This is a genomic window from Chromatocurvus halotolerans (assembly GCF_004340525.1).
Lineage (GTDB): Bacteria > Pseudomonadota > Gammaproteobacteria > Pseudomonadales > Halieaceae > Chromatocurvus > Chromatocurvus halotolerans.
Window position 1 is genome coordinate 225,774 of the sequence record NZ_SLWX01000001.1, and the last position, 19,799, is coordinate 245,572.

15 protein-coding genes are annotated in these 19,799 nt (G+C 63.6%); 7 read left to right on the forward strand and 8 right to left on the reverse strand.

What is annotated here, in order from left to right:
* From EV688_RS01030 to EV688_RS01045, 3 genes are all read right to left on the reverse strand, one after another.
* Entirely contained in the window at positions 1-210 is a 210-nt protein-coding gene (locus EV688_RS01030; protein WP_117316481.1) for a hypothetical protein, read from the reverse strand.
* A gap of 364 nt (positions 211-574) precedes the next feature.
* Positions 575-1,309 carry a Crp/Fnr family transcriptional regulator gene (locus tag EV688_RS01040; RefSeq protein ID WP_117316483.1) on the reverse strand — a complete coding sequence of 245 codons (735 nt, stop codon included), beginning with the start codon at positions 1,307-1,309 and terminating at the stop codon, positions 575-577.
* Between the two features lie 47 nt (positions 1,310-1,356).
* Positions 1,357-2,925, reverse strand: a complete 1,569-nt coding sequence (locus EV688_RS01045; RefSeq protein WP_117316485.1) for a hypothetical protein — start codon at positions 2,923-2,925, stop codon at positions 1,357-1,359.
* Between the two features lie 305 nt (positions 2,926-3,230).
* On the opposite strand from EV688_RS01045, the gene EV688_RS01050 reads away from it, so the two are divergent.
* On the forward strand, positions 3,231-4,022 hold the full coding sequence (locus EV688_RS01050) for an NRDE family protein (RefSeq protein ID WP_117316486.1): 792 nt from the start codon (positions 3,231-3,233) through the stop codon (positions 4,020-4,022).
* A 1-nt stretch (position 4,023) separates the two neighbouring features.
* Here EV688_RS01050 and EV688_RS01055 read toward each other — a convergent pair whose 3' ends face one another.
* Complete coding sequence (locus tag EV688_RS01055; RefSeq protein ID WP_205686570.1) at positions 4,024-5,673, reverse strand: BCCT family transporter; 1,650 nt, start codon at positions 5,671-5,673, stop codon at positions 4,024-4,026.
* Positions 5,674-5,912: 239 nt separating this feature from the next.
* On the opposite strand from EV688_RS01055, the gene EV688_RS01060 reads away from it, so the two are divergent.
* From EV688_RS01060 to EV688_RS01080, 5 genes are all read left to right on the forward strand, one after another.
* Positions 5,913-7,637, forward strand: coding sequence for a potassium/proton antiporter (locus EV688_RS01060; protein WP_117316488.1), 1,725 nt, complete (start codon positions 5,913-5,915; stop codon positions 7,635-7,637).
* Positions 7,638-7,656: 19 nt separating this feature from the next.
* Positions 7,657-9,348 carry an alpha/beta fold hydrolase gene (locus tag EV688_RS01065; RefSeq protein WP_117316490.1) on the forward strand — a complete coding sequence of 564 codons (1,692 nt, stop codon included), beginning with the start codon at positions 7,657-7,659 and terminating at the stop codon, positions 9,346-9,348.
* Between the two features lie 147 nt (positions 9,349-9,495).
* On the forward strand, positions 9,496-10,710 hold the full coding sequence (locus EV688_RS01070) for a lytic murein transglycosylase (RefSeq protein ID WP_240624290.1): 1,215 nt from the start codon (positions 9,496-9,498) through the stop codon (positions 10,708-10,710).
* A complete protein-coding gene (locus tag EV688_RS01075) occupies positions 10,697-11,524 on the forward strand; it encodes a glucosaminidase domain-containing protein (protein ID WP_117316491.1) in 828 nt (275 codons plus the stop codon). Before EV688_RS01070 ends, EV688_RS01075 begins: the two co-directional genes overlap by 14 nt.
* Complete coding sequence (locus EV688_RS01080; RefSeq protein WP_117316493.1) at positions 11,521-12,582, forward strand: polysaccharide deacetylase family protein; 1,062 nt, start codon at positions 11,521-11,523, stop codon at positions 12,580-12,582. The genes EV688_RS01075 and EV688_RS01080 overlap by 4 nt, the downstream gene beginning before the upstream one ends.
* A gap of 12 nt (positions 12,583-12,594) precedes the next feature.
* Here EV688_RS01080 and folD read toward each other — a convergent pair whose 3' ends face one another.
* Positions 12,595-13,491 carry a bifunctional methylenetetrahydrofolate dehydrogenase/methenyltetrahydrofolate cyclohydrolase FolD gene (gene folD / locus EV688_RS01085; protein ID WP_117316495.1) on the reverse strand — a complete coding sequence of 299 codons (897 nt, stop codon included), beginning with the start codon at positions 13,489-13,491 and terminating at the stop codon, positions 12,595-12,597.
* Between the two features lie 102 nt (positions 13,492-13,593).
* Positions 13,594-14,343, reverse strand: coding sequence for a lipoyl protein ligase domain-containing protein (locus tag EV688_RS01090; RefSeq protein ID WP_131917523.1), 750 nt, complete (start codon positions 14,341-14,343; stop codon positions 13,594-13,596).
* 181 nt (positions 14,344-14,524) lie between these two features.
* Here EV688_RS01090 and EV688_RS01095 point away from each other — a divergent pair, with 181 nt between their 5' ends.
* Positions 14,525-17,425 (forward strand): DUF748 domain-containing protein, encoded by a 2,901-nt coding sequence (locus EV688_RS01095; protein WP_117316499.1) that lies wholly within the window; start codon positions 14,525-14,527, stop codon positions 17,423-17,425.
* 12 nt (positions 17,426-17,437) lie between these two features.
* Here EV688_RS01095 and EV688_RS01100 read toward each other — a convergent pair whose 3' ends face one another.
* A complete protein-coding gene (locus EV688_RS01100; RefSeq protein WP_117316501.1) occupies positions 17,438-17,968 on the reverse strand; it encodes a SprT family zinc-dependent metalloprotease in 531 nt (176 codons plus the stop codon).
* Between the two features lie 9 nt (positions 17,969-17,977).
* On the reverse strand, positions 17,978-19,678 hold the full coding sequence (locus EV688_RS01105; protein WP_117316503.1) for a class I adenylate-forming enzyme family protein: 1,701 nt from the start codon (positions 19,676-19,678) through the stop codon (positions 17,978-17,980).
* Positions 19,679-19,799 lie beyond the last annotated feature (121 nt).

Consider the following 19,799-nt stretch of genomic DNA (forward strand, 5'->3'; position numbering starts at 1 on the left):
CTAGCGGTCGGTCTCTTCTTCAACCGTGTCGGCGGCGTCCTTCATCTTGTCACCCGCCTCTTCCACTGCGTCATCGAGCTTCTCGCCCGCTTCCTCTGCGGGACCCTGCTGCTCACAGGCAACAAGGGCCAGCGATCCCGCAGCCAGCACCAGGCCCAGCAGCATTGCGCGCAGCGTGGATACACCTTCATTCATGTCATGCATTTTCATGTTTACCGTTCTCCTTCGTTTCGTTGAGTCATTCGACACTTGGGAGTCTATGCAGGCAAGTCCCCCACCGCATTAACCTGTGTTATCGACGGTGCGAAGGACAGGTTTCACTGTAAAGCCAGCAATCAAAGGATGACGCAAGGAGGATCGCATGATCGGTTGGGCATTGACGTTTCTGGTGGTGGCAATCATCGCAGGTGCGCTGGGACTGAAGTAGCGGGTGTAGCGACCAACATCGCCTGGATACTGTTTGTGGTGGGGCTCGCTCTGGCAATTATCTTCGCCATTCGTGGGCGTTGACCCGGGGATATGACATCCGCCATCTATCATGGGCAAGCGGCGAGAAACCTGTCACCCGGCGAGGTTACGCGGTGATCTGCCGCGCCCAGTCTGAACGGATCTCCAGATAAGCGCGGTCGAAACCGCTGAAGGTGATGAGTTCGTCCAGGTCGACGATTCGAACCGTACCATTGTCAGTCTCGACCAGACTCAGCTCCCGCAGGTTCTGGAAAGTACGACTCACGTGAACGGAGGACAGGCTGAGAGCATCGCCAATCACTGTCTGGGTCAGTGGCAGCTCAAGCGCGTCGGTGGACTGCCGGCTTCTCACACTGATTTCCACGAGAAAATGGGCAAGTCTCTGTGCCGCGGAGCGGCGACCAATATTGATGACCCGTTCAACGAGCATTGACTGTTCGCGAGCGAGTATGAGGAAAAAGAGGTCAGCCAGCCGCGGCGCCTCATCGAAAATGTCCGTCAGGTGCCTGCGTGGGAAGGGACAGGCGGTGACAGTGGTAAGTGCACGGAAATCGCACAGGTTGCGGTGAAAACTGACCTCGCGAAGTCCCAGAATCTGTCCCGGCATGAACAGGTCCAGGACCTGCCGCGTGCCGTCAGCGAGAACCCGCTCGGCGCAGGCCCAACCCTCTGTCACGGTAAAAAAGGCATCAGAGCGCTGCCCGGCTTCTGACAACAGCTCTCCGGCGGCGTATTCCCGGGGGTTTTGCTCCAGCCTGGCGAGCAAGGCCGCCTCGTCGCTTCCAAGGCTTGAAAAATCCTCAAACTGGCGCAGTATGCAGCCCCGATATGGCGTATTCACCGCTGTTATTTCCGAAAACACGAGTTTTTGATGGTGCCTCAAGTGCGCTAGTGAAACAACTCATCCAGCAGGAAGGCATCATCGAAGTGGCGCCTGCCGATAAACGCCGTGGCGCGTCGTCCGCGCTCACGCATGGCGCCGGGAGAACGCACGCCGGTAGGCCAGAGAAACCAGCGTTCTCCGCGCTGGGTACCGTCGATGAGCCCGTCTTCACGGAACAGACTGCGGTAGCCGCCGCCGGCGACGGGTGTCTGGTACAGCGCCTCTCTGTCGGCAAAGCGGTATTGCGTCATTCCGGCATCGGGCACGGCGTGGGTCACGCCTTCCAGGTAGTGGGCGCCAGCACTCAGATACAGGTGCACCCGGGTACCGATTGCCGGTTCTTCCAGGGTAAGCGGCACCAGTGGTGGCTCCGGCAGTTGCACTGCCGCGGACCGCAATGCCACATCACCCACCGGAAACAGCAGATGATAGCAGCCGCAGGCATGCACACTGTCGTAGACCAGCGGCACGCCGGCATCATCCACAGTGACACGCCATATGACACCATCGAGACGGCCCGCGAGCATATCCAGCGGCCCGCTGGCGGGGCGCTCGTCAAACCAGGCCAGATAGTTGAGCTGCAGCCGCGGTGAGCCCCGGAAACGGGTGATACTGGTATAGCGGTAGACTACCGCCGCCGCAGTATCGACCCCTGGCCCGGCGTCACCGTCCCGCCAGACTGGCGTGCCGGGGATATCCGCCGCGCTGGCGGTATCGATTTCCCAGACGGGGGCATGCCGACGAAACAGTGCGTCCAGCTGTGCCGCCTCGGGACGTGGAATCCCCAGCACATCACGTGCGATCGGGACCGGATCCCCGGCGTCAGCGGGCATTGCAGGGCCGTAGCGCCGACGCTCCCCCGCAATGGCGGTCGCCCTGGCGGGCCCCGCATAACGCTCTCGCACCTCCTCATGCCATTGCGCCACCCCAGCCCTGACGCCGAGAGACGTCAGGGGATACAGGCCGCCGATACGCTGCACAAGGCTGTAGTCGTCGTCGGGAAGAATGATCTTTTTCAGCCGCTCAATGCGTGCCACGTCAGCGCTATCCTGCGCGACAAGTACCGCGCGACATTCATCGAGCGTGGTTGCGGTTTCCGCACCGATGGTAAGTCCTGACCGACGGGCGGTCTCTGCCGCGAGCAGCAACAGCTCCCGATTGCCGATGCCGTCCAGCTGCGCCAGCTCAGACCGACTGGCCGCCGCATCTGCTGCCGCGAGATGTTCCAGCCACGCGTTGACCGCAGCATCGGTGGCAACGTCTTTACGGAAGCTGGCCAGCGTGCGCGTCGTGCGCAGATAGGGGAACCCGCTGATGCGGTGCGGAAAGGATCGCGCGACACCCGCGGTCTTTACGCGATCTTCCACAGACTCGAAAAGGCGGGTGCATGCCTCCACGGGCGCGGCAGTCGGTCCCGATAGCGGTTGCCGTGTGGTGCCCGCGCAGGCCGACAGCAGTACGACCAGAGAGCAGGCCTGCATAAGCGGTTGACAGCGCCACAGCAGCGAGACAATGCCTTCACCGGCAGGCCACGTGGCGGATACCGTCCCGCGCAAAGTCGATGTGTCCAGCATACGGCCTTGCTATCTCCCTGCGATTTTCAGCATCTTCACCTTTGTACGTTGCAGGTACGACGCAAGGTACGAATGAGCCCATTGTCGCCGAACAGGAGCTGCAGAAAAAGGTCAACGGCCGGCAGAGGGCAATTGCCCATCCCTGATTTCGGGTCCTGCCGAACCCAGGGCGGTAACCGCCACTTCGCTCGTTTCACTACGTCTGCATGGATGCCCGAGTGACTTCCTTGTTACGCTAACCGTGGCACCAGGCGTTGCGGAGACAGCATGAACATGACTTTCTTTCACTCATCGGCAGAGCGGTCATGTGCCTGATTCTTGTTGCGCATCAGGTGCACCCGGTGTACCCCCTGGTGATCGCGGCCAATCGCGACGAGTTCCACGCCCGTCCTACGGCGAGCTCGCACTTCTGGCAGGTGCCGGATGGCATTCTCGCAGGACGGGACCTCGAGGCAGGAGGGACCTGGCTGGGACTTGGCAGACGTGGGCAGTTTGCCGCCGTTACCAACGTCAGCGAAGCGCACGAGGACGGCCAGTGGCTGTCACGCGGCGATCTGGTTCAGCAGTTCCTCACACAGGAAGGCTCTGCCGTCGCCTTCGCGGCAGGCATACAGGGGCAAAAGTACCGGGGCTTCAATCTGCTGCTCTGGGATGGCAAATCGCTGACCTACACATCGAACCGCGGCAGCGCACCAGAGACGCTCCCTCCCGGCATTTATGGACTGGCCAATAACAGCCTCGGTGAAAGCCGCTTCAAGGTGCAGCGCGGCACTGAAGCGCTTGCAGCGGCAGTGACCAGCGCGAGGGATGACGATGCCCTGGTCGACGCCCTGTTTACCCTGCTGTCGGACAGGACAGTTCCGACCACAGCGGAGCGCCGGCGAGTGTCGGGCATGTCCGCTGACATGCTGCGGGCGCTAGGCGCCTGTTTCATCGTTGGCGAGGCATACGGCACGCGGGCTTCGACCCTTGTTCTACTCACTGCCGGCGGGGGCTCGATGATCGAGCGGGTTTATGCACCGGCAGGCATTGCTGCAGGCACAAGCCACCACCGGGTGGCCTTTACGCCCGAAACCGCCGACTCAACCGGCGCGTGATTCAGGGACCGACCTGAGTCGCACCGTGCGGGGGTGCATTCGGATCATGTCCCTCGATGAATTCAACCGCATCACGCAGTCCCGCCTCCGGGAAGGACTGCGCATCGTGGTCATCCAGCAGGCGCAGCAGGCGTTCCCGAATCAGGGCTTCATGCAGCTCCCGCTGTCGTCGCTCGTCGCGCAGTGACTTCAGCAGCGAACTGGCCATGAACACCATCAATATCATAAAGGGGAATGCCGCCAGAATCGAAATCGTCTGCAGCGCATCCAGTCCGCCACTCAGCAGCAGCACGCCGGCCACCATGGTCTGCACAAGCCCCCAGATCAGGCGAAGGCTCCGGCTGGGCTCGAGCACTCCTCTCCCGGTAAACATGCCGAGCACGAAGGTGGCGGAGTTGGCCGAGGTCACGACAAAAAGAATGATCAGCACCAGCGTCAGCGGCGCCACCCAGCCACTGAACGGCAGCAGGTCAAGCATGGCAAACAGCCCGGCGCTCATCTCCTCGGCGACGCGGGCGCTCAGCCCGGCCGATTCAAACATCTCGAAGTACAGGGCCGAGCCGCCGAAAGTGGCGAACCAGAGCGCACTCAGAAGCACCGGCATGCCGATCACCCCGACAATGAACTCGCGAATGGTGCGCCCCCGGGAAATCCGCGCGATGAAACTGCCGACGAACGGCGCCCAGGACAGCCCCCAGGCCCAGTAGAAAATCGTCCAGCGTTCAACCCAGTCCTCCCCGGTGTAAGGCGTCATGACCAGACTCATCCCGATGACGTTGGCAAAGTACTCGCCTATCGCATTGGTCATTGCCGCCGTGATGAAGTCTGTTGGCCCGGCAAAGAAGACGAAGACGAGAAGACACCCGGCAAGCAGCATGTTGGCGTCACTCACGTATCGCACACCGCTCTCAAGCGGTGCGAGGGAACACAGCAGGAACACAACACTGACGCCACCGAGAATCGCGATCTGGGAGGCTGCACCAAAGGGCACACCGAAGACCGAGTGCATGCCACTGTTGATCTGAATCATGCCAAGCCCGAGCGTGGTGGCAACACCGAAGACGGTGGAGACCACCGCGAGTGTGTTGATGGCATGTCCCAGGCCCCCGTCGACACGATCACCCAGCGTCGAGCGGAAGGTCTCGCTGATCAGGCCGGGGCGCTGCTGCCGGAAACGCACGTAGGCGATCGCCAGACCGACCACACAGAAGTTTGCCCACTGATGAAAACCCCAGTGGAACAGAGAATAACGCATCGCCAGCCCGGCCGATGCGGGGGAACTGGGCTCTGCGGCGCGCAGCGGGGGATCCGCGTAGTGCGTCATTGGTTCGGCCACGCCCCAGAAGACAAGTCCTACCCCCATGCCCGCCGAGAAAATCATGCCCAGCCAGGAGCGGTAGGAAAACTCTGGCGCCTCGCCATCGGCGCCCAGGCGGATATTCCCGGAGTCACTCAGAGCGACTCCCACGCTGAACAGAAGAAATCCCGTGGTCACAAACAGGTACAGCCACCCGAAATGGGATGTCGTGAAATGCAGCGCAGCCTCCGCCGCGCCGGCAAACTGTGCCGGCATCACCAGGGCGAACCCGATGAACAGCACCAGTAGCGCCAGTGACATGCCAAACACCCAGCCCGGTCGAAAGTCCCGCACGCCTTGTCTCTCCTGTCGCCCGTCAATGTCACAGCTCGCCGCAGCACGGCGGGCGCGCAGTGTAACAAACGAGGGTCGCGGCCTCGCGTTGTGCCTCTGGCGCTGCTGGCGATAGCCATACACTGTCTGTATCCTGAAAAAACCCGTGTCTGGTTTCCCGTCCCCATGGCTCTGATCGATCAACCGATATTGCTGTTGCGCTGCAGGCCTGTCTTCCCGCCACGCCGCAGAGAAGCTCGATGCTGACCGAACCGAACCTCGTGCTCCTGTTCGGCGGCCTGATGCTGCTGGCAGGCATTCTTGCCAAGTCCGTGTCCGACCGGCTGGGCTTTCCGCTGCTTCTGCTTTTTTTGCTGGTTGGCATGTTTGCCGGCGAGGATGGCGTCGGTGGCATTGAATTCGACAGCTTCGAAACCGCATTTCTGGGCAGCAATCTCGCACTTGCCATCATCCTTCTAGATGGCGGTCTGCGCACCCAGATGGATACGTTTCGAACGGCTCTGGCTCCCGCTGGCGTGCTGGCCACCGTTGGCGTCGTACTTACCGCCGCCTGTGTCGGCGTCGCGGCCACGGTTCTCCTGGGGGTCGACTGGCGGCTGGGGCTGCTTCTTGGCGCCATTGTCGGCTCCACCGATGCCGCGGCCGTTTTCAATCTTCTTCGCCAGAGCGGGATCGCCCTGAACGAGCGGGTACGCGCGACCCTCGAAATAGAGTCCGGGGCCAATGACCCCATGGCAATCTTCCTGGTGCTGCTCAGCCTGCAGTTTATCGTTGCCGCTGACAGCATGGTGGAGCCGCTGGCGATAGCTGGGCTGTTCCTGACCCAGTTCGGCATCGGCGCGGCGGCGGGTCTTGTCGGTGGTACCGCACTGGCGCGCCTGATCAGCCGCATGCGCATGGCAGAGGGACTCTACGCATTGCTGGTCGCCTCCGGCGCGATCGCCATATTCGCCGGCGTCAATCATGTGGGCGGCTCGGGCTTCCTCGCGGTCTACCTGACCGGCATTATTGTCGGCAACAGCCGCGGGCGCGCCACCGAGCATGTCAAACTGGCAATGGACGGTCTGGCCTGGCTGGCGCAGGCGGGACTGTTCCTGATTCTGGGACTGCTGGTGAAGCCGTCGAACCTGCTGGATTCTCTCGTGGTGGCGCTGCTGCTGGCCGCGGTCCTCATGTTTCTCGCCAGACCGCTGGCAGTCTTCCTGTGCCTTCTGCCCTTCCGCTTTCCCCTGCGGGAAATGAGCTATATCTCCTGGGTGGGACTGCGCGGCGCCGTACCGATTGTGCTGGCAATCTTCCCCGTCATGGCGGGGATTCCCGAGTCACAGCTGCTGTTCAACGTCACGTTTGTGGTGGTACTCGCCTCACTGGTGATCCAGGGCTCGTCGATACCCCGTGTTGCGCAGTGGCTCAAGGTCCTTATCCCCTACCGCACACGCCCGATCGACTCGCACGAGCTGTGGATCGGCAGCAATACCACGGTGGAGCTGCTGGCGTTTACCGTCGAACCGGGTGCCGCTGCCACAGGCGCGCAACCGGCAAGGCTCGAGCGTCTCGATGTGCCTGGCCTGCAGCTGGTGCAGGTAGTGCGCGATGGTCGCCGCCTGCCCCTGGCCGACTCGCTGTTTTTCCAGGAGAACGACGTACTTTGGCTCCTCGCGGATCCGGGACACACGGAGAATCTGGCCAGCTTCTTCTCGCGCCGGGAGCGCAGCGGCGAACTGGCGAGCAGCAGCTTTTTCGGTGAGTTCATGCTCAACGGCGATTCGCCGGCCGCTGACCTCGCTGTATCCTATGGCCTGACGCTGTCACCCAGTCAGCGGGAAGCGTCCGTGGGAGAGCTGATTACCCGCGAAAAAGGTCGCCGCTGCGTCGTGGGTGACCGCATCGCCCTGGGTCCGGTCAGCCTCACCGTGAAAAGCATGGACGGCAGCCGAATTACCAGTGTCGGCCTCAAACTCTGACGTCAACAAGGAACCTTCGATGAATTCTCCCTGTCATGAAACCGCCAGCCGATGGCTGCTTGCCTGTCTCTGGCTGGTACTTGCAGCGACCGGCGCTGCAGCCGCGGAGCACCCGTCCAACGACATCAGCGAGGGCGATTTCACCATCCCCGACTTCGCTTACCAGGACGGCAGCCGGGAGGCGCTGACACAGCACTTCTACACCCTGGGCACGCCCCGTCGGGACGGCGACGGACGCGTGACGAACGCCGTACTGATCATGCACGGCACCACGGGCAGTGGCGCCGGCTTCCTGAGCGAGCGCTACTCCGGCGTGCTTTTCGGCGAGGGGCAGATTCTCGACGCGGCGGACTATTTCATCATCCTGCCGGACGCCATCGGCCACGGCCAGTCCAGCCGCCCCAGCGCCGGCGCTGCCGCTGACTTTCCGCGCTACACCTACGATGACATGGTCATGGCCCAGCACCGGCTGCTGACGGAGCACCTCGACGTGGATCACTTGCGCCTGGTGACCGGCACCTCCATGGGCGGCATGATGAGCTGGGTATGGGGCTATACCTTCCCCGACTTCATGGACGCCCTGATGCCCATGGCCAGCCTGCCGGTGGAGATCGCGGGGCGCAACCGCATGCTGCGCAAGATGATAATCGACGCGGTGAAGAATGACCCTGACTACCAGGGCGGCTTCTACACCACGCAGCCGGCGGGCCTGCGGGAAGCGATGTATCCGCTGATCTTCATGGTCTCGAGTCCGCTGCAGTACCAGAAACAGGCACCCACGCGGGAAGCCGCCGAGAGCATGCTCGACGGTCTGGTAGAGCGCTATGCGTCACGTCTCGACGCCAATGACCTGGTCTGGGCGTTTGATGCCTCGCGTTTCTATAATCCCGCGCCACACCTCGAGAAGATCACAGCCCCCCTGCTCGCCATCAATTCTGCCGATGACCAGGTGAACCCGCCGGAGCTGGGCCTACTGGAATCGCATACAGAGCGCGTGCCTCAGGGTGAGGCGGTCACGCTTGCCATATCACCGCTGACCCGCGGACACGGTACCCATTCCCTCCCCAGCCTGTGGGGCCCCTACCTGTCGCGCCTGCTGGCCGCAACCGGGCCGGAGACAGCCACGGCCGCTCCCGGCGCACTCACGACGCCCGCTGCCGACGTCTGGCAGGCGCGCGCACCCGATACCTACACGGCGCGCTTTGAGACCACGGAAGGCCTGTTCCGTATCCGGGTGAAGCGCGAGGACGCACCGCGCGGTGCCGACAGATTTTATCAGCTGGTCAGCAACGGTTTTTACGATGGCGTACACATCAACCGGGTTGTCGAGGGCTTCATCGCACAGTTCGGGCTGCATGGCGTGCCACAGATCAACGCCCTGTGGAAGCGGACCACCATCGCCGACGACCCGGTCAGGCGCAGCAATATCCGCGGCACGGTCGCCTTCGCGATGACCGGCGAGAATACCCGAACGACGCAGGTCTATATCAACACGGCAGACAATACACGGCTCGACAGCGACGGTTTCGCCCCCATCGGCGAGGTCATCGAGGGGATGGATGTGGTTGATCGCCTGTACGGGCTCTATGGCGAAAACGCCGGTGGCGGACTGCGCGGCGGTCAGCAGGGCCCGCTGGAAGCCGGCGGCAGCGACTTCATTGACCGGCATTACCCGCTGCTCGATGTCATCCGGTCTGCCAGCGTGGAATAACCCGGTGGGCGCGGCGCCAGTCCGGCGCTGCGGCCACGACCCGGAACACCCGCGGGATTGCCAGCCGAGAAAACCCCGCGTCAAGCCTTTTTTAACGGCGCAGGGTTGGTATCGTAGGGCTCTTGACGCAGAGCAGGGTCCGCCCACGTGAAACCATTTGCCTTACGCCGCTATTTTGCCGCCATGCTTCCCCTGGCGGCACTCGCCACGGTCCAACCGACGGCTGCAGCCAGTGATTTTTCTGCCTGCCTGACATCTCTCCAGACCCAGGCACGCGACGCCGGCGTCAGCGAGACGATTCTGAGAGAGGTTGTGCCCGGGCTGCAGCAGCAGGAGCGCGTGATCAGCCTGGATCGCAGTCAGCCCGAATTCCTGCAGACCTTCGCGGAATATCTGGCGCTGCGGGTGACGCCAGAGCGCGTGGAGCGTGGACGCGCACTGCTCGCAGAGCACCAGTCCTTCCTGCTTGATCTGCAGCAGCAATATGGCGTGCCGCCGCAGTATCTGGTGGCTTTCTGGGGCCTGGAAACGAACTACGGCGGCTACCTTGGCCGCATGCCGACCCTCGACTCACTGGCCACTCTCGCCTGTGACGCACGGCGCAGTGAGTTTTTCTCGAGCGAGTTCATCGCGGCCCTGCAGCTGATGCAGCGTGAATCCCTGCAGCCGGATGACATGCAGGGATCCTGGGCCGGCGCCGTGGGCCACACCCAGTTCATGCCGTCTTCCTATCTGCGCTACGCCGTTGACGGCGACGGTGACGGTCGGATCGACCTGTGGCGCAGCAGGCAGGATGCTCTGGCATCCGGCGCCAACTACCTGCAATCCCTGGGCTGGGAGCCCGGCCTGCGCTGGGGCCGCGAGGTACGACTGCCCGCCGACTTTCCCTTCCAGCTGGCCGGTCGGCGCGACCAGCGCCGCCCCCTGAGTGAATGGGCCGGGCACGGCGTTGCGCGCAGCGATGGCGGCAGACTGCCCGACGTCGCGGTTGATGCGGCGCTCCTGGTGCCGGCAGGCCACCTCGGTCCTGCGTTTCTGATCTACCGCAATTTCGATGTCATCATGCGCTGGAACCGCTCGGAGCTGTACGCGATTGCCGTCGGCCACCTTGCAGACCGCATTGCGGGCGGCGGCGGGCTGCAGGATGGCGCTCTCTCCCAGAAACCCCTGCGCAAGACGGATATCGAACTGGCGCAGAAAACCCTGAATGCGCTGGGCTACGACGCCGGCCCGGTCGACGGTGTACTGGGCTCTGCGACCCGCAGCGCACTGCGGGAATTCCAGCTCGCCAACAACATGACCGCGGACGGCTACCCGAACCCATCAACACTGGAGGTCATCGCCACCCATGACAGTCGCTAATCCCTTTCAGCGGATCCCCGAACGTTTCCGAACCGCCGCCTATGTACTGACGGGCCTGCTGGCAGCCATCCTTCTCTGGCTGTGGCTTGGGGCGGAACGCGACCGCTTTGGAGACCTGCCGGACTTTGCCGCCATGGAGGAAGACGTTCCGGCGATGAAAACCGCGTTCTACGCTTACCTGACGCCCATGGTCATACACCACAATGACGCTATCCGCGAACAGCGCGAGCGTCTCGATGAGGTGCAGCAGAAAATTGCGCAGGGAGGCCCTCTCTCCGGCGCCGACCGGCGCTGGCTGGATACGCTGGCCGGGCAGTATGAGCTTGAACCCGACGAGGACGCGACGCCGCAGACGCTGGTGAATCGCCTGCTCCGGCGGGTGGATACCGTGCCGCTCGAGCTGGCGCTGGTGCAGGCTGCCAAGGAATCAGGCTGGGGGCGATCGCGCTTTGCCGTGGAGGCCAACAACCTTTTCGGTCAGTGGTGCTACGTTGAGGGATGCGGGATGGTACCGTCGAATCGCCCGGCGGGCGCGACCCATGAGGTTGAGGTATTCAGCAGTGTGTCCGAAGCCATGCGACGCTACATGAACAACCTGAACACCCATGAGAGCTACAGCGACTTTCGTCGCCTGCGCCAGCAGCGGCGCGAGAGCGGGAAGCCGTTGACGGGCATGGCGCTGGTCAACGGGCTGACGCTTTACTCGGAACGCCGGGAGGCCTACGTCGAGGATATCCGCGCCATGATGCAGCAATATCGTCGTATGCAGGCGCAGGCCAGCGCCCAGGCAGAGACAGAGGAAACGGCATCGTGAGACGCCCCCTGCTGACCCTGCTGGCGTGCATCCTGGCAGTGAAGGCAGCGGCGGACCACGGTGTGATACTGATGTATCACCATGTCGATGAGCGCACGCCCGCAAGCACCAGCGTTACCCCGGCGCAATTCAGGCAGCACCTGGACTTCATCGAGGAGAACGGGTTTGCCGTGGTGCCCCTCCCTGTGCTCCTGGATAGCGTCTATCACGGGGGTACCTTGCCAGCGAATGCCGTTGCCATCACGTTTGACGACGCCTATGAGTCCGTTTACCGCGAGGCCTTCCCGGAGCTGCAGTCCCGCAACATGCCGTTCACGGTTTTTGTCGCCACGGACGCGGTAGACCAGCAGCAGCAACACAGCCTCAGCTGGGAACAGATGCGTGATCTCGCCGACTCCGGGCTTGCCGCCTTCGGCGCGCATTCAGTGACGCACTCCCACCTGCTTCAGGGCAGTGAGCGCGGCGCCTCGAAGGCCTGGGTTGCCCGGGTCGAGGCGGAGGTCGATGACAGCGTCGCGCGGCTTGAGACCGAGCTGCCGGGGACTTCAGTCACCGCGTTTGCCTATCCCTTCGGCGAATACTCAGCGGCGCTGGAAGCCGTTCTCGCGTCCCGCAACCTGTATGGACTGGCGCAGCAGTCCGGTGCTGTCGGCCGCACCACGCCAGCGACCGGGATACCCCGATTCCCCATGGCAACGGGCTACGACAGCACCACACGCCTGGCAACCGCACTCAACGCTCGCCCGCTGCCGGTGTCGGACGTTGAAGCCGGCGACACGTTGATCGCTCAGGGCGATGCAGCGCCCGACAGCCTGCGCTTCAAGCTACCCGCCGACGGGCCCTACCGGCGCGATGCCCTGGCCTGCTACAGCAGCAGCGGTGATGCCCTCACGATCAGCATGCGGGACACGACGGTGACCGTCGCCCTGCCCGACCTGCGGCCCGGTCGCAACAAGATCAACTGCACGGCCCCGTCGACCGAAAAAAGCGGGGAGTTTTTCTGGTATTCCCGCCAGTGGGTTGTGGCGGACAGCGAGGGTGCCTGGCTGAGCTACTGAGCTAGGGGGCCATCAGGGAAGCTCACAGGACACCCCCGCCTGCCGGCACGCCGCAATCACCGTATTGCGGAGGAGGCAGGCGATCGTCATCGGGCCGACGCCACCCGGCACCGGGGTGATTGCCGAGGCAACCTGGCAGACCTCGTCAAACGCGACATCACCCACCAGGCGTGACTTTCCACCCTCGACAGGCAGCCGGTTGATGCCAACGTCCATCACGACGGCGCCCGGCGCCACCCAGTCCCCACGCACCATCTCGGGACGCCCCACCGCAGCGACCACGATATCCGCTCTACGGCAGACAGCGGGCAGATCACGGGTGCGGGAGTGCGCAATAGTTACCGTACAGCTCTCCTGCAGCAGAAGCTGCGCCATGGGCTTGCCGACAATGTTGCTGCGGCCGATTACCAGGGCGTTCTGCCCTGACAGATCACCGTGAAAATGCTCCCTGAGCATGAACAGGCAGCCCAGCGGCGTACAGGGCACCAGCGCGCCGGGCGTGCCATTGGCAAGCTCGCCGGCATTCAGGGGATGGAAGCCGTCCACATCTTTCTGCGGTGAGATCGTCTCGATGACCCGCTGCTCATCGATATGTGCCGGCATGGGCAACTGTGCGAGGATTCCATGGATCTCGGGGTCGCGATTCAGCGTGTCGATCAGCTCCAGAACCTCAGCTTCGGACACCGAGGCATCCAGTCGGTATTCACGGCTGAGCATGCCCGCCTCGTTTGTCTGCCGTCCCTTGTTGCGAACGTAGATGTCACTCGCCGGATCCTGGCCGACCAGCACCACCGCCAGGCCAGGGCGCAGGCCGTGGGCCTGCTGCAGGCGCGAGACCTCGATGGCCACTGTCTCGCGGAGCCTCCTGGCGGCTGCCTTGCCATCGATAATGTGTGCTGTTGCCTGCATAGCTGCGGGGTTTCCTGTTCTGGACCAATAATGATCACCACCCCGAAAGGTGGGACCGGCAAGGCGCCGAGGGTAGGGTTTCTCTGCGGTGTAGGCAAGGCATCACCGGCACGCATGGCCGGGATTTTCACAGTCCAGCGCCTGTCGAACGAGAGGCAGAAAGGTCTCTTCGACCCCTGCGGCCAGCGATGCCGTGGCGGTCGACCCCCGGGCCGGCACCAACTCCATGAGTGACGCATTTATCCGGGCCAGATGCTCTCCCTGCTCCTGCGGCTTGCCAAGCAATGCGCACAGTGCCCGCCAGTCCGCCCTGTCAAGGTGCAGGCCAGCGACCAGAGTCGAGGCCGCTCGCGTGCGAATCTGTGCAATGCCGAGGATCTTGCGTGTCGCACGCTCGCTGCTGCCAAGCTCGCCGTGACCCATCGCCGCGTAGCATGCCCAGTCGATATCCCGGGATTCCGCCTCGCGACGCGACGCAAGGATCGTCTCCCGGTCAGGCAGACTGCTGTCAACGCCAAGCTGCGCGAGCATGTCCTGCCAGAGCCCTCCGAACCAGCCGTAAGCCGGCACCGGCTCCATCGCACCCAGGGGATGATTGGCCGGCAGGATCAGGCTGACACCCAGCATCCACGGGCCGGCATAGACGATACCGCCACCGGAGCGGCGGCGGACCCAGCTGACACCGGCCGTCTCGAGACGCTGCTGCAGTGCCCTGTCCGGGGGCTGCGAGAGCCCGAAAATCACCGCCGGCTCACGGTAATGACAGATCAGCACCCGGGGATTCGGATCCCGGGCACGCGTGTTGGCGGCCAGCCAGTGGATCTCCGCCTGTGCGGAATCACAGTGAAACACCTGCATGTCCATTCACAAAAAAACGCGATGCGCGGATGTTGGCATGATCGGGTCCTGCTTTCGGGGATAGGCGTTGCGCTCGTGGCACTGCAGCGTGTCAGCTTGCAGGCCGGCGGCGAGTAGGTGACCATCATACGCGATGACACCTCTGCCTGGGTGATCAACAGACAGCGGAGACACTATGCTGAAGCGCATCGTTCGTATCCTGGCCACCGTCTACCTCAGCTACCTGGCCTTCTGCCTGCTCATTCTCATGCCCGCCATGAATGCGCTGGCGCCGCGTCTCGTCGAACAGAGTACCGGACGTACACTCACCAGCGAGCTGATCCTTTTCAACCCGTTCACGCTGACGCTGGAACTGCGCGGCATGGCGCTCAACGCCAGGACCGAGGGTGAGCCGGCGCTGGTGGGATTTGATCGGGCACGGGTGAACCTGTCCACCGCCAGCCTCTGGAGTGCGGGTATCGTCATGGATGAGATCCTGCTTCACGGACTCGCGGTGCACACCCGTCGGCTTGAGGATGGCGATTTCAATCTCAGCGATCTGATCCCGGCTGAGGCCGCGGACGACGCGACGGCAGCAGAGAGTGAAACCCCGGACGAGCTGCCGGCCTTCACCGTTCACCGCATCGACTTCCAGGCCGATCACCTGGAATTTGCCGATGAATCCCGCTCGCCTGTCTACCGCACCTATATTGACGACCTTGCCTTCACCGTGCGCGACCTGTCCACCGTGCGGGAGGCCGGCAGCCCGTACCGCCTGTCCGTGGTGGCCGAGCACGGCGGACGTCTGGACTGGCGCGGACAGCTATCGCTGGCCATGCGGGAAAGTGAGGGCGAGATTCAGCTGCAGGATATCGATCTGCGCCCCGCTTATCGCTACCTCGCGCCGCAGCTGGCATTCCGTGTCGACAGTGCCCTGCTGGACGTCAGCGGCGGCTACACCGCCTCGTGGCGGGATGCGCCGTCATTCCAGGTGGAGAACGGTAGCGTGGCGCTGCGGGCGCTGCATCTGCTGCCGGACGACAGGGAATCCCTGCCTGAGACCTGGGTAAAGCTGGATGCCCTGCATATCGACGGCATCGCCATCAACAGCGGGCAGCGCCGGGTCGACGTGGAACAGGTCGGCATCGATGCGCTGGACGTGGCGGGTTTCAGCGAGGGCGATACGCACAGCCTGCTGCCGATGTTCGCCAGTATCGATGAAGCCCCGCAAACCCCGCAGAACGCGGCTGATACGCCGGCGGCAAACGACGTGGAGGCCATCGACAGTGAGGCTCCCTGGCAACTGTCGCTGCAGCAGCTGGCGACCGCCAATACGCAGGTGCGCTGGCGATCCGACTACACCACGCCGGCACAGATCCACCTGTCGCCGGTGCAGATCGAACTGCGTGACCTCGACTGGCCCGCGCAGGGTGCCAGCCGTGTCGAACTTTCACTGCGCGCTAACGACCTCAGCGAGATGACCCTTGCCGGCAGCCTGGATATCGGCAGCGGCGATGGCAGCCTGGATTACCAGCTCCTGGGCCAGCCGCTGGCCTGGTTCAACCCCATACTGGCAGACTTCCTGCGCGCAACCATCGACGATGGTGACTTACAGGTTGATGGCAGCCTCACTCTCGCCGATTTTGCCCCCGTCGACCTTGCAGCCACCACGACGGTGGAGCGTTTCGCCCTGACAATCTTCGGTCGCGATACCGCAGCCCTGAGCTGGCGATCACTGACAGTGCCCGACGCCCGGGTCAATCTGCGGGACAGCTCCGCCGCCGTCGGCAAGGTCCTGCTGGACGGTTACCGCGGCAGCCTGCATATTTTTCCCGATGGTCGGCTCAACGCGCTGATGGCGCTGCCTGACACGGACACGTCCGCAGACGACGATGCGGCACCGGACGCGGACACGAGGGAAGACGGCGGTAGCGACGACTGGGCACTGCAGGCTGCGGGGCTGCGGCTTACCGATGCCCGCATCGACTTCGAGGACGAGTCACTGCCCATTCCGTTCCGTACGCTGATAGAGCAGCTGGAGGGCTCTGTCGGCCCTGTGGACAGTGCCCGCCCGGAAGCGCCGACAGAGCTGACCCTGAAAGGCTCGGTCGACGGCTACGCACCGGTGACCGTAGACGGCAGCGTGGCACCCTTCGCCGAGACAACCGCAATGACGGTGAACCTGCGTTTCAGCGGCGTGGACATCGCCAACCTGACGCCCTACTCCGGCACCTATGCCGGCTATGCCATCGACGCCGGCACGCTCAACCTCGACCTTGGCTACGTACTGGAGGGTGACAGGCTGCGCGGCGACAACCACATGGTCATCTCACAGATGGTGCTGGGAGAACCTGTGGACAGTGACCTCGCGCTGGATCTGCCCCTGAAGCTGGCGCTGGCGCTACTGACAGATACCCGTGGCGTCATCGACCTTGAAGTCCCGATAACGGGCAATATCGACAACCCCGAGTTTTCGCTGGGCATGGTCATCGGCCGAGCGCTGCGCAATGTCCTGACCAAGACCGTGACAGCGCCCTTCCGGTTTCTGGCCAACCTGGTGGGGAGCGACCAGGATCTGCAGACCCTGGCCTTTGTCGCCGGCACCGACAGCTTCAACGATGAGACGCGTGCGAAGCTCGACAGTCTGGCCGATGCGCTGGAACAGCGCCCGGCGCTCGGTGTGCTTGTCAGGGGCAGTACAGATCCGCAGGCTGACCTGCCCGCGTTACGCGAGCAGGCGCTGCGGCAGCAGCTCCTCGCCGACGGCCTGTCTGAGGATGACCTGGTGGCGCAGAACGCCGCGTGGAAAGCGGCTCTGGCGGCGCGGTACCAGGCCATGGATGAGATCGCCGCAGAGGGCAATTCCGGCGAGGAAACCCCTGCGGCAGAGGATCTCCCCGCTGAGACCCTGCGACGGGCGATACTGGCGGCCGTCGGCATACCCACGGAAACGGTGGAGACGCTGATTCGCAGCCGCGCAGCCACGGTGAAGCGCTATCTGGTTACCGAGTGCGGCATCGCCGCGGATCGCCTGACCATCAGTGGCCGCGCCGAGGAGAGGATGCTCGCCGGCGCGGTACTCGATGTCAGCACCTGAGCCGGCGGCGGTTCATCCCAGATACTGCAGCTCGCGGCGACACTGCAGACAGGCGTAGCGAGCACGACCCGCGCTGACCCGATTGTGCCGGGTGGTGGAGAGCTCATGCTCCCTGCAGCCACAGTGGTAACGATGACGTCGCTGCTGACGCCGCGGCAGGCCGCTAAGGTCGAGGTCAAAGGTTACGGCGGGCTCCACACCCAGGGCGCGCATAATGCCCTGCCACTCGGGCCCGTGGGGCCTGACGCGACGCCCCGGCCAGGCCCGATAGACCGCGTAGTGGGCAACCTCGTGCGGCACCGTGGTGGCGAGATTCTCGCTGAAATATCGGGCGAATATCCAGGGGTTATAGCGGATGCGGCAGTGATCGCCACGGCCGATGAACTGGCCGGCACTGCGTCCAGCGAGATCGAAGTCAACGGCCACCGGAGCGAGGTCCACGCCGGTGACTGTCGCCGCCGCCTCCGTCACCCTGCGGGTTGCCTCCCTGACGAGCTCGCAGCGCCCGGCATTCAGAGTCTGTGGACTCGCCGATTCAGACATGCCCGCCCACTAGCTGGCGTCCTCAACGCGAAGCTGCTCGCGAAGATCCCGCTTCACGAACTTGCCGTTGGCGTTACGCGGCAGCGGCTGGTCGACGAACCACAGGTAGCGCGGCACCTTGAACGGGGCGATGTGCTCCTTGCAGTGTTCACGCAGGCCGGCGGCATCGACGTGCTCACCCGGCGCCAGGTAGACTGCCGCACCCACTTCCTCGCCGAGTCGCTCATCCGGCACGGCGAATGCGACACATTCGGCGACCGCCGGGTGGTGGAACAGTGCGTTCTCCACTTCGGCGCAGTAGACGTTCTCGCCGCCGCGCAGCACCATGTCCTTGGCGCGATCCACCAGATAGATGAAGCCGTCCTCGTCCATGTAGGCGATATCCCCGGTATGCAGCCAGCCGTCGACAATAGTCTCTGCGGTGGCATCCGGACGGTTCAGGTAGCCCTTGATAACGGGAGCGCCGCGCACCACCAGTTCGCCGATATCACCGGTGGGCAGCGGTTCGCCGGAGGGGTCGACACAGCGCGCTTCCAGGGTAGGCAGCGCACGTCCCACGCTGGTGGGCCGGTCGACGAAGAACTCCGCACTGACCGCCGCAATGATGCCGCAGGTCTCGGTCATACCGTAACCGGTGTTAGGTCGGGCACCACGCATGTTTTCGCCGACTTTTGCCACCAGGTCGGGCTGCATCGCCGCCCCGCCGCCGCCGATGGACTGCAGGCTGGATGTGTCACGGGTGGCGAAATCCGGGTGCATCATGATTTCCCGGGCCATCATCGGCACCGCCGTGAACGCGGTGATCTTCTCGGCCTCGATCAGGCGCAGCGCCTCCGCCGGATCCCATTTGTACATGTGCACCATCTTGCCACCCGTCAGGGTCACCGCATGGGCAACGCAGTTGTTGGCGGTAACGTGGAACAGGGGCGTCGCAATCAGGGCACTGGGCGCCGCCGGTGCAGACTGGCCGCCGGGGGATTCACCCCGGGCCAGCGCCAGTGCCGCCGGCTGCACGGAATTCACGAAAGCGACATTCAGCAGATTGGTCACACAGCCGCGATGGGTGAGCTGTGCGCCCTTGGGCTTGCCGGTGGTTCCCGAGGTGTAGAAGATGCAGGCGTCGTCATCGGGATCGACACTCGCCTCGGGCATCTCGGCCGGGGCATTGATCAGCTCGTACCAGTCGGTTGCCCAGGCCGGCAGGTCGTGATCAATGCGCACCCCCACCACCTTCAACCCGGGAAAATCGTCACGGATATCAGTGAAGCGCTGCAGCCGCTCGGCGTCAGCAATGAGCACCTTCGGCGTGGCATCCTCCAGACCGAAGTGCATTTCCCGGGCAACCCACCAGGCGTTCATGCCGACCACAACAGCTCCCATGGAGGTGATCGCCCAGTAGGCCAGCATCCACTCAGGATAGTTGCGCATCGCTATCGCGACCCGGTCACCGGGCTGCACACCGTTGACAGAAAGCCAGTTGGCAATCGACGCGGTGAACGCATGCGCCTGTCGATAGGTGCATCGCTCGTCGCGGTACACGAGATACTCATTGTCGCCATGCCCGGCCGTGGACAGCCAGAACTCCCGCAACGATGGCGGCGCATTGGCGTAAGCACGCAGAGGAATGCCGCGAACATCAACGGTGGTAACTTCAAACATCTGTCCCGGTGACGTCAGCTGCTTCCAGGCCTGGTCGAGTTCTTGGTACATGCACTGCTCCTGGTGAGTGTTTTATGGAGTGAGAGGATAGCGGTCACGAGAACCGTTCTCAATGGCAAATACAGGCATTTGCGCGCGCAGGCGACCCGCTGTCACCTGCTGTGCATTTTTT

Excerpts from the sequence above, each read along its gene's own strand:
- EV688_RS01030 (WP_117316481.1), bottom strand. The coding sequence starts at position 210 with ATGAAAATGCATGACATGAATGAAGGTGTATCCACGCTGCGCGCAATG.
- EV688_RS01045 (WP_117316485.1), bottom strand. The coding sequence starts at position 2,925 with ATGCTGGACACATCGACTTTGCGCGGGACGGTATCCGCCACGTGGCCT.
- EV688_RS01050 (WP_117316486.1), top strand. The coding sequence starts at position 3,231 with ATGTGCCTGATTCTTGTTGCGCATCAGGTGCACCCGGTGTACCCCCTG.
- EV688_RS01060 (WP_117316488.1), top strand. The coding sequence starts at position 5,913 with ATGCTGACCGAACCGAACCTCGTGCTCCTGTTCGGCGGCCTGATGCTG.
- EV688_RS01065 (WP_117316490.1), top strand. The coding sequence starts at position 7,657 with ATGAATTCTCCCTGTCATGAAACCGCCAGCCGATGGCTGCTTGCCTGT.
- EV688_RS01075 (WP_117316491.1), top strand. The coding sequence starts at position 10,697 with ATGACAGTCGCTAATCCCTTTCAGCGGATCCCCGAACGTTTCCGAACC.
- folD (WP_117316495.1), bottom strand. The coding sequence starts at position 13,491 with ATGCAGGCAACAGCACACATTATCGATGGCAAGGCAGCCGCCAGGAGG.
- EV688_RS01095 (WP_117316499.1), top strand. The coding sequence starts at position 14,525 with ATGCTGAAGCGCATCGTTCGTATCCTGGCCACCGTCTACCTCAGCTAC.
- EV688_RS01100 (WP_117316501.1), bottom strand. The coding sequence starts at position 17,968 with ATGTCTGAATCGGCGAGTCCACAGACTCTGAATGCCGGGCGCTGCGAG.
- EV688_RS01105 (WP_117316503.1), bottom strand. The coding sequence starts at position 19,678 with ATGTACCAAGAACTCGACCAGGCCTGGAAGCAGCTGACGTCACCGGGA.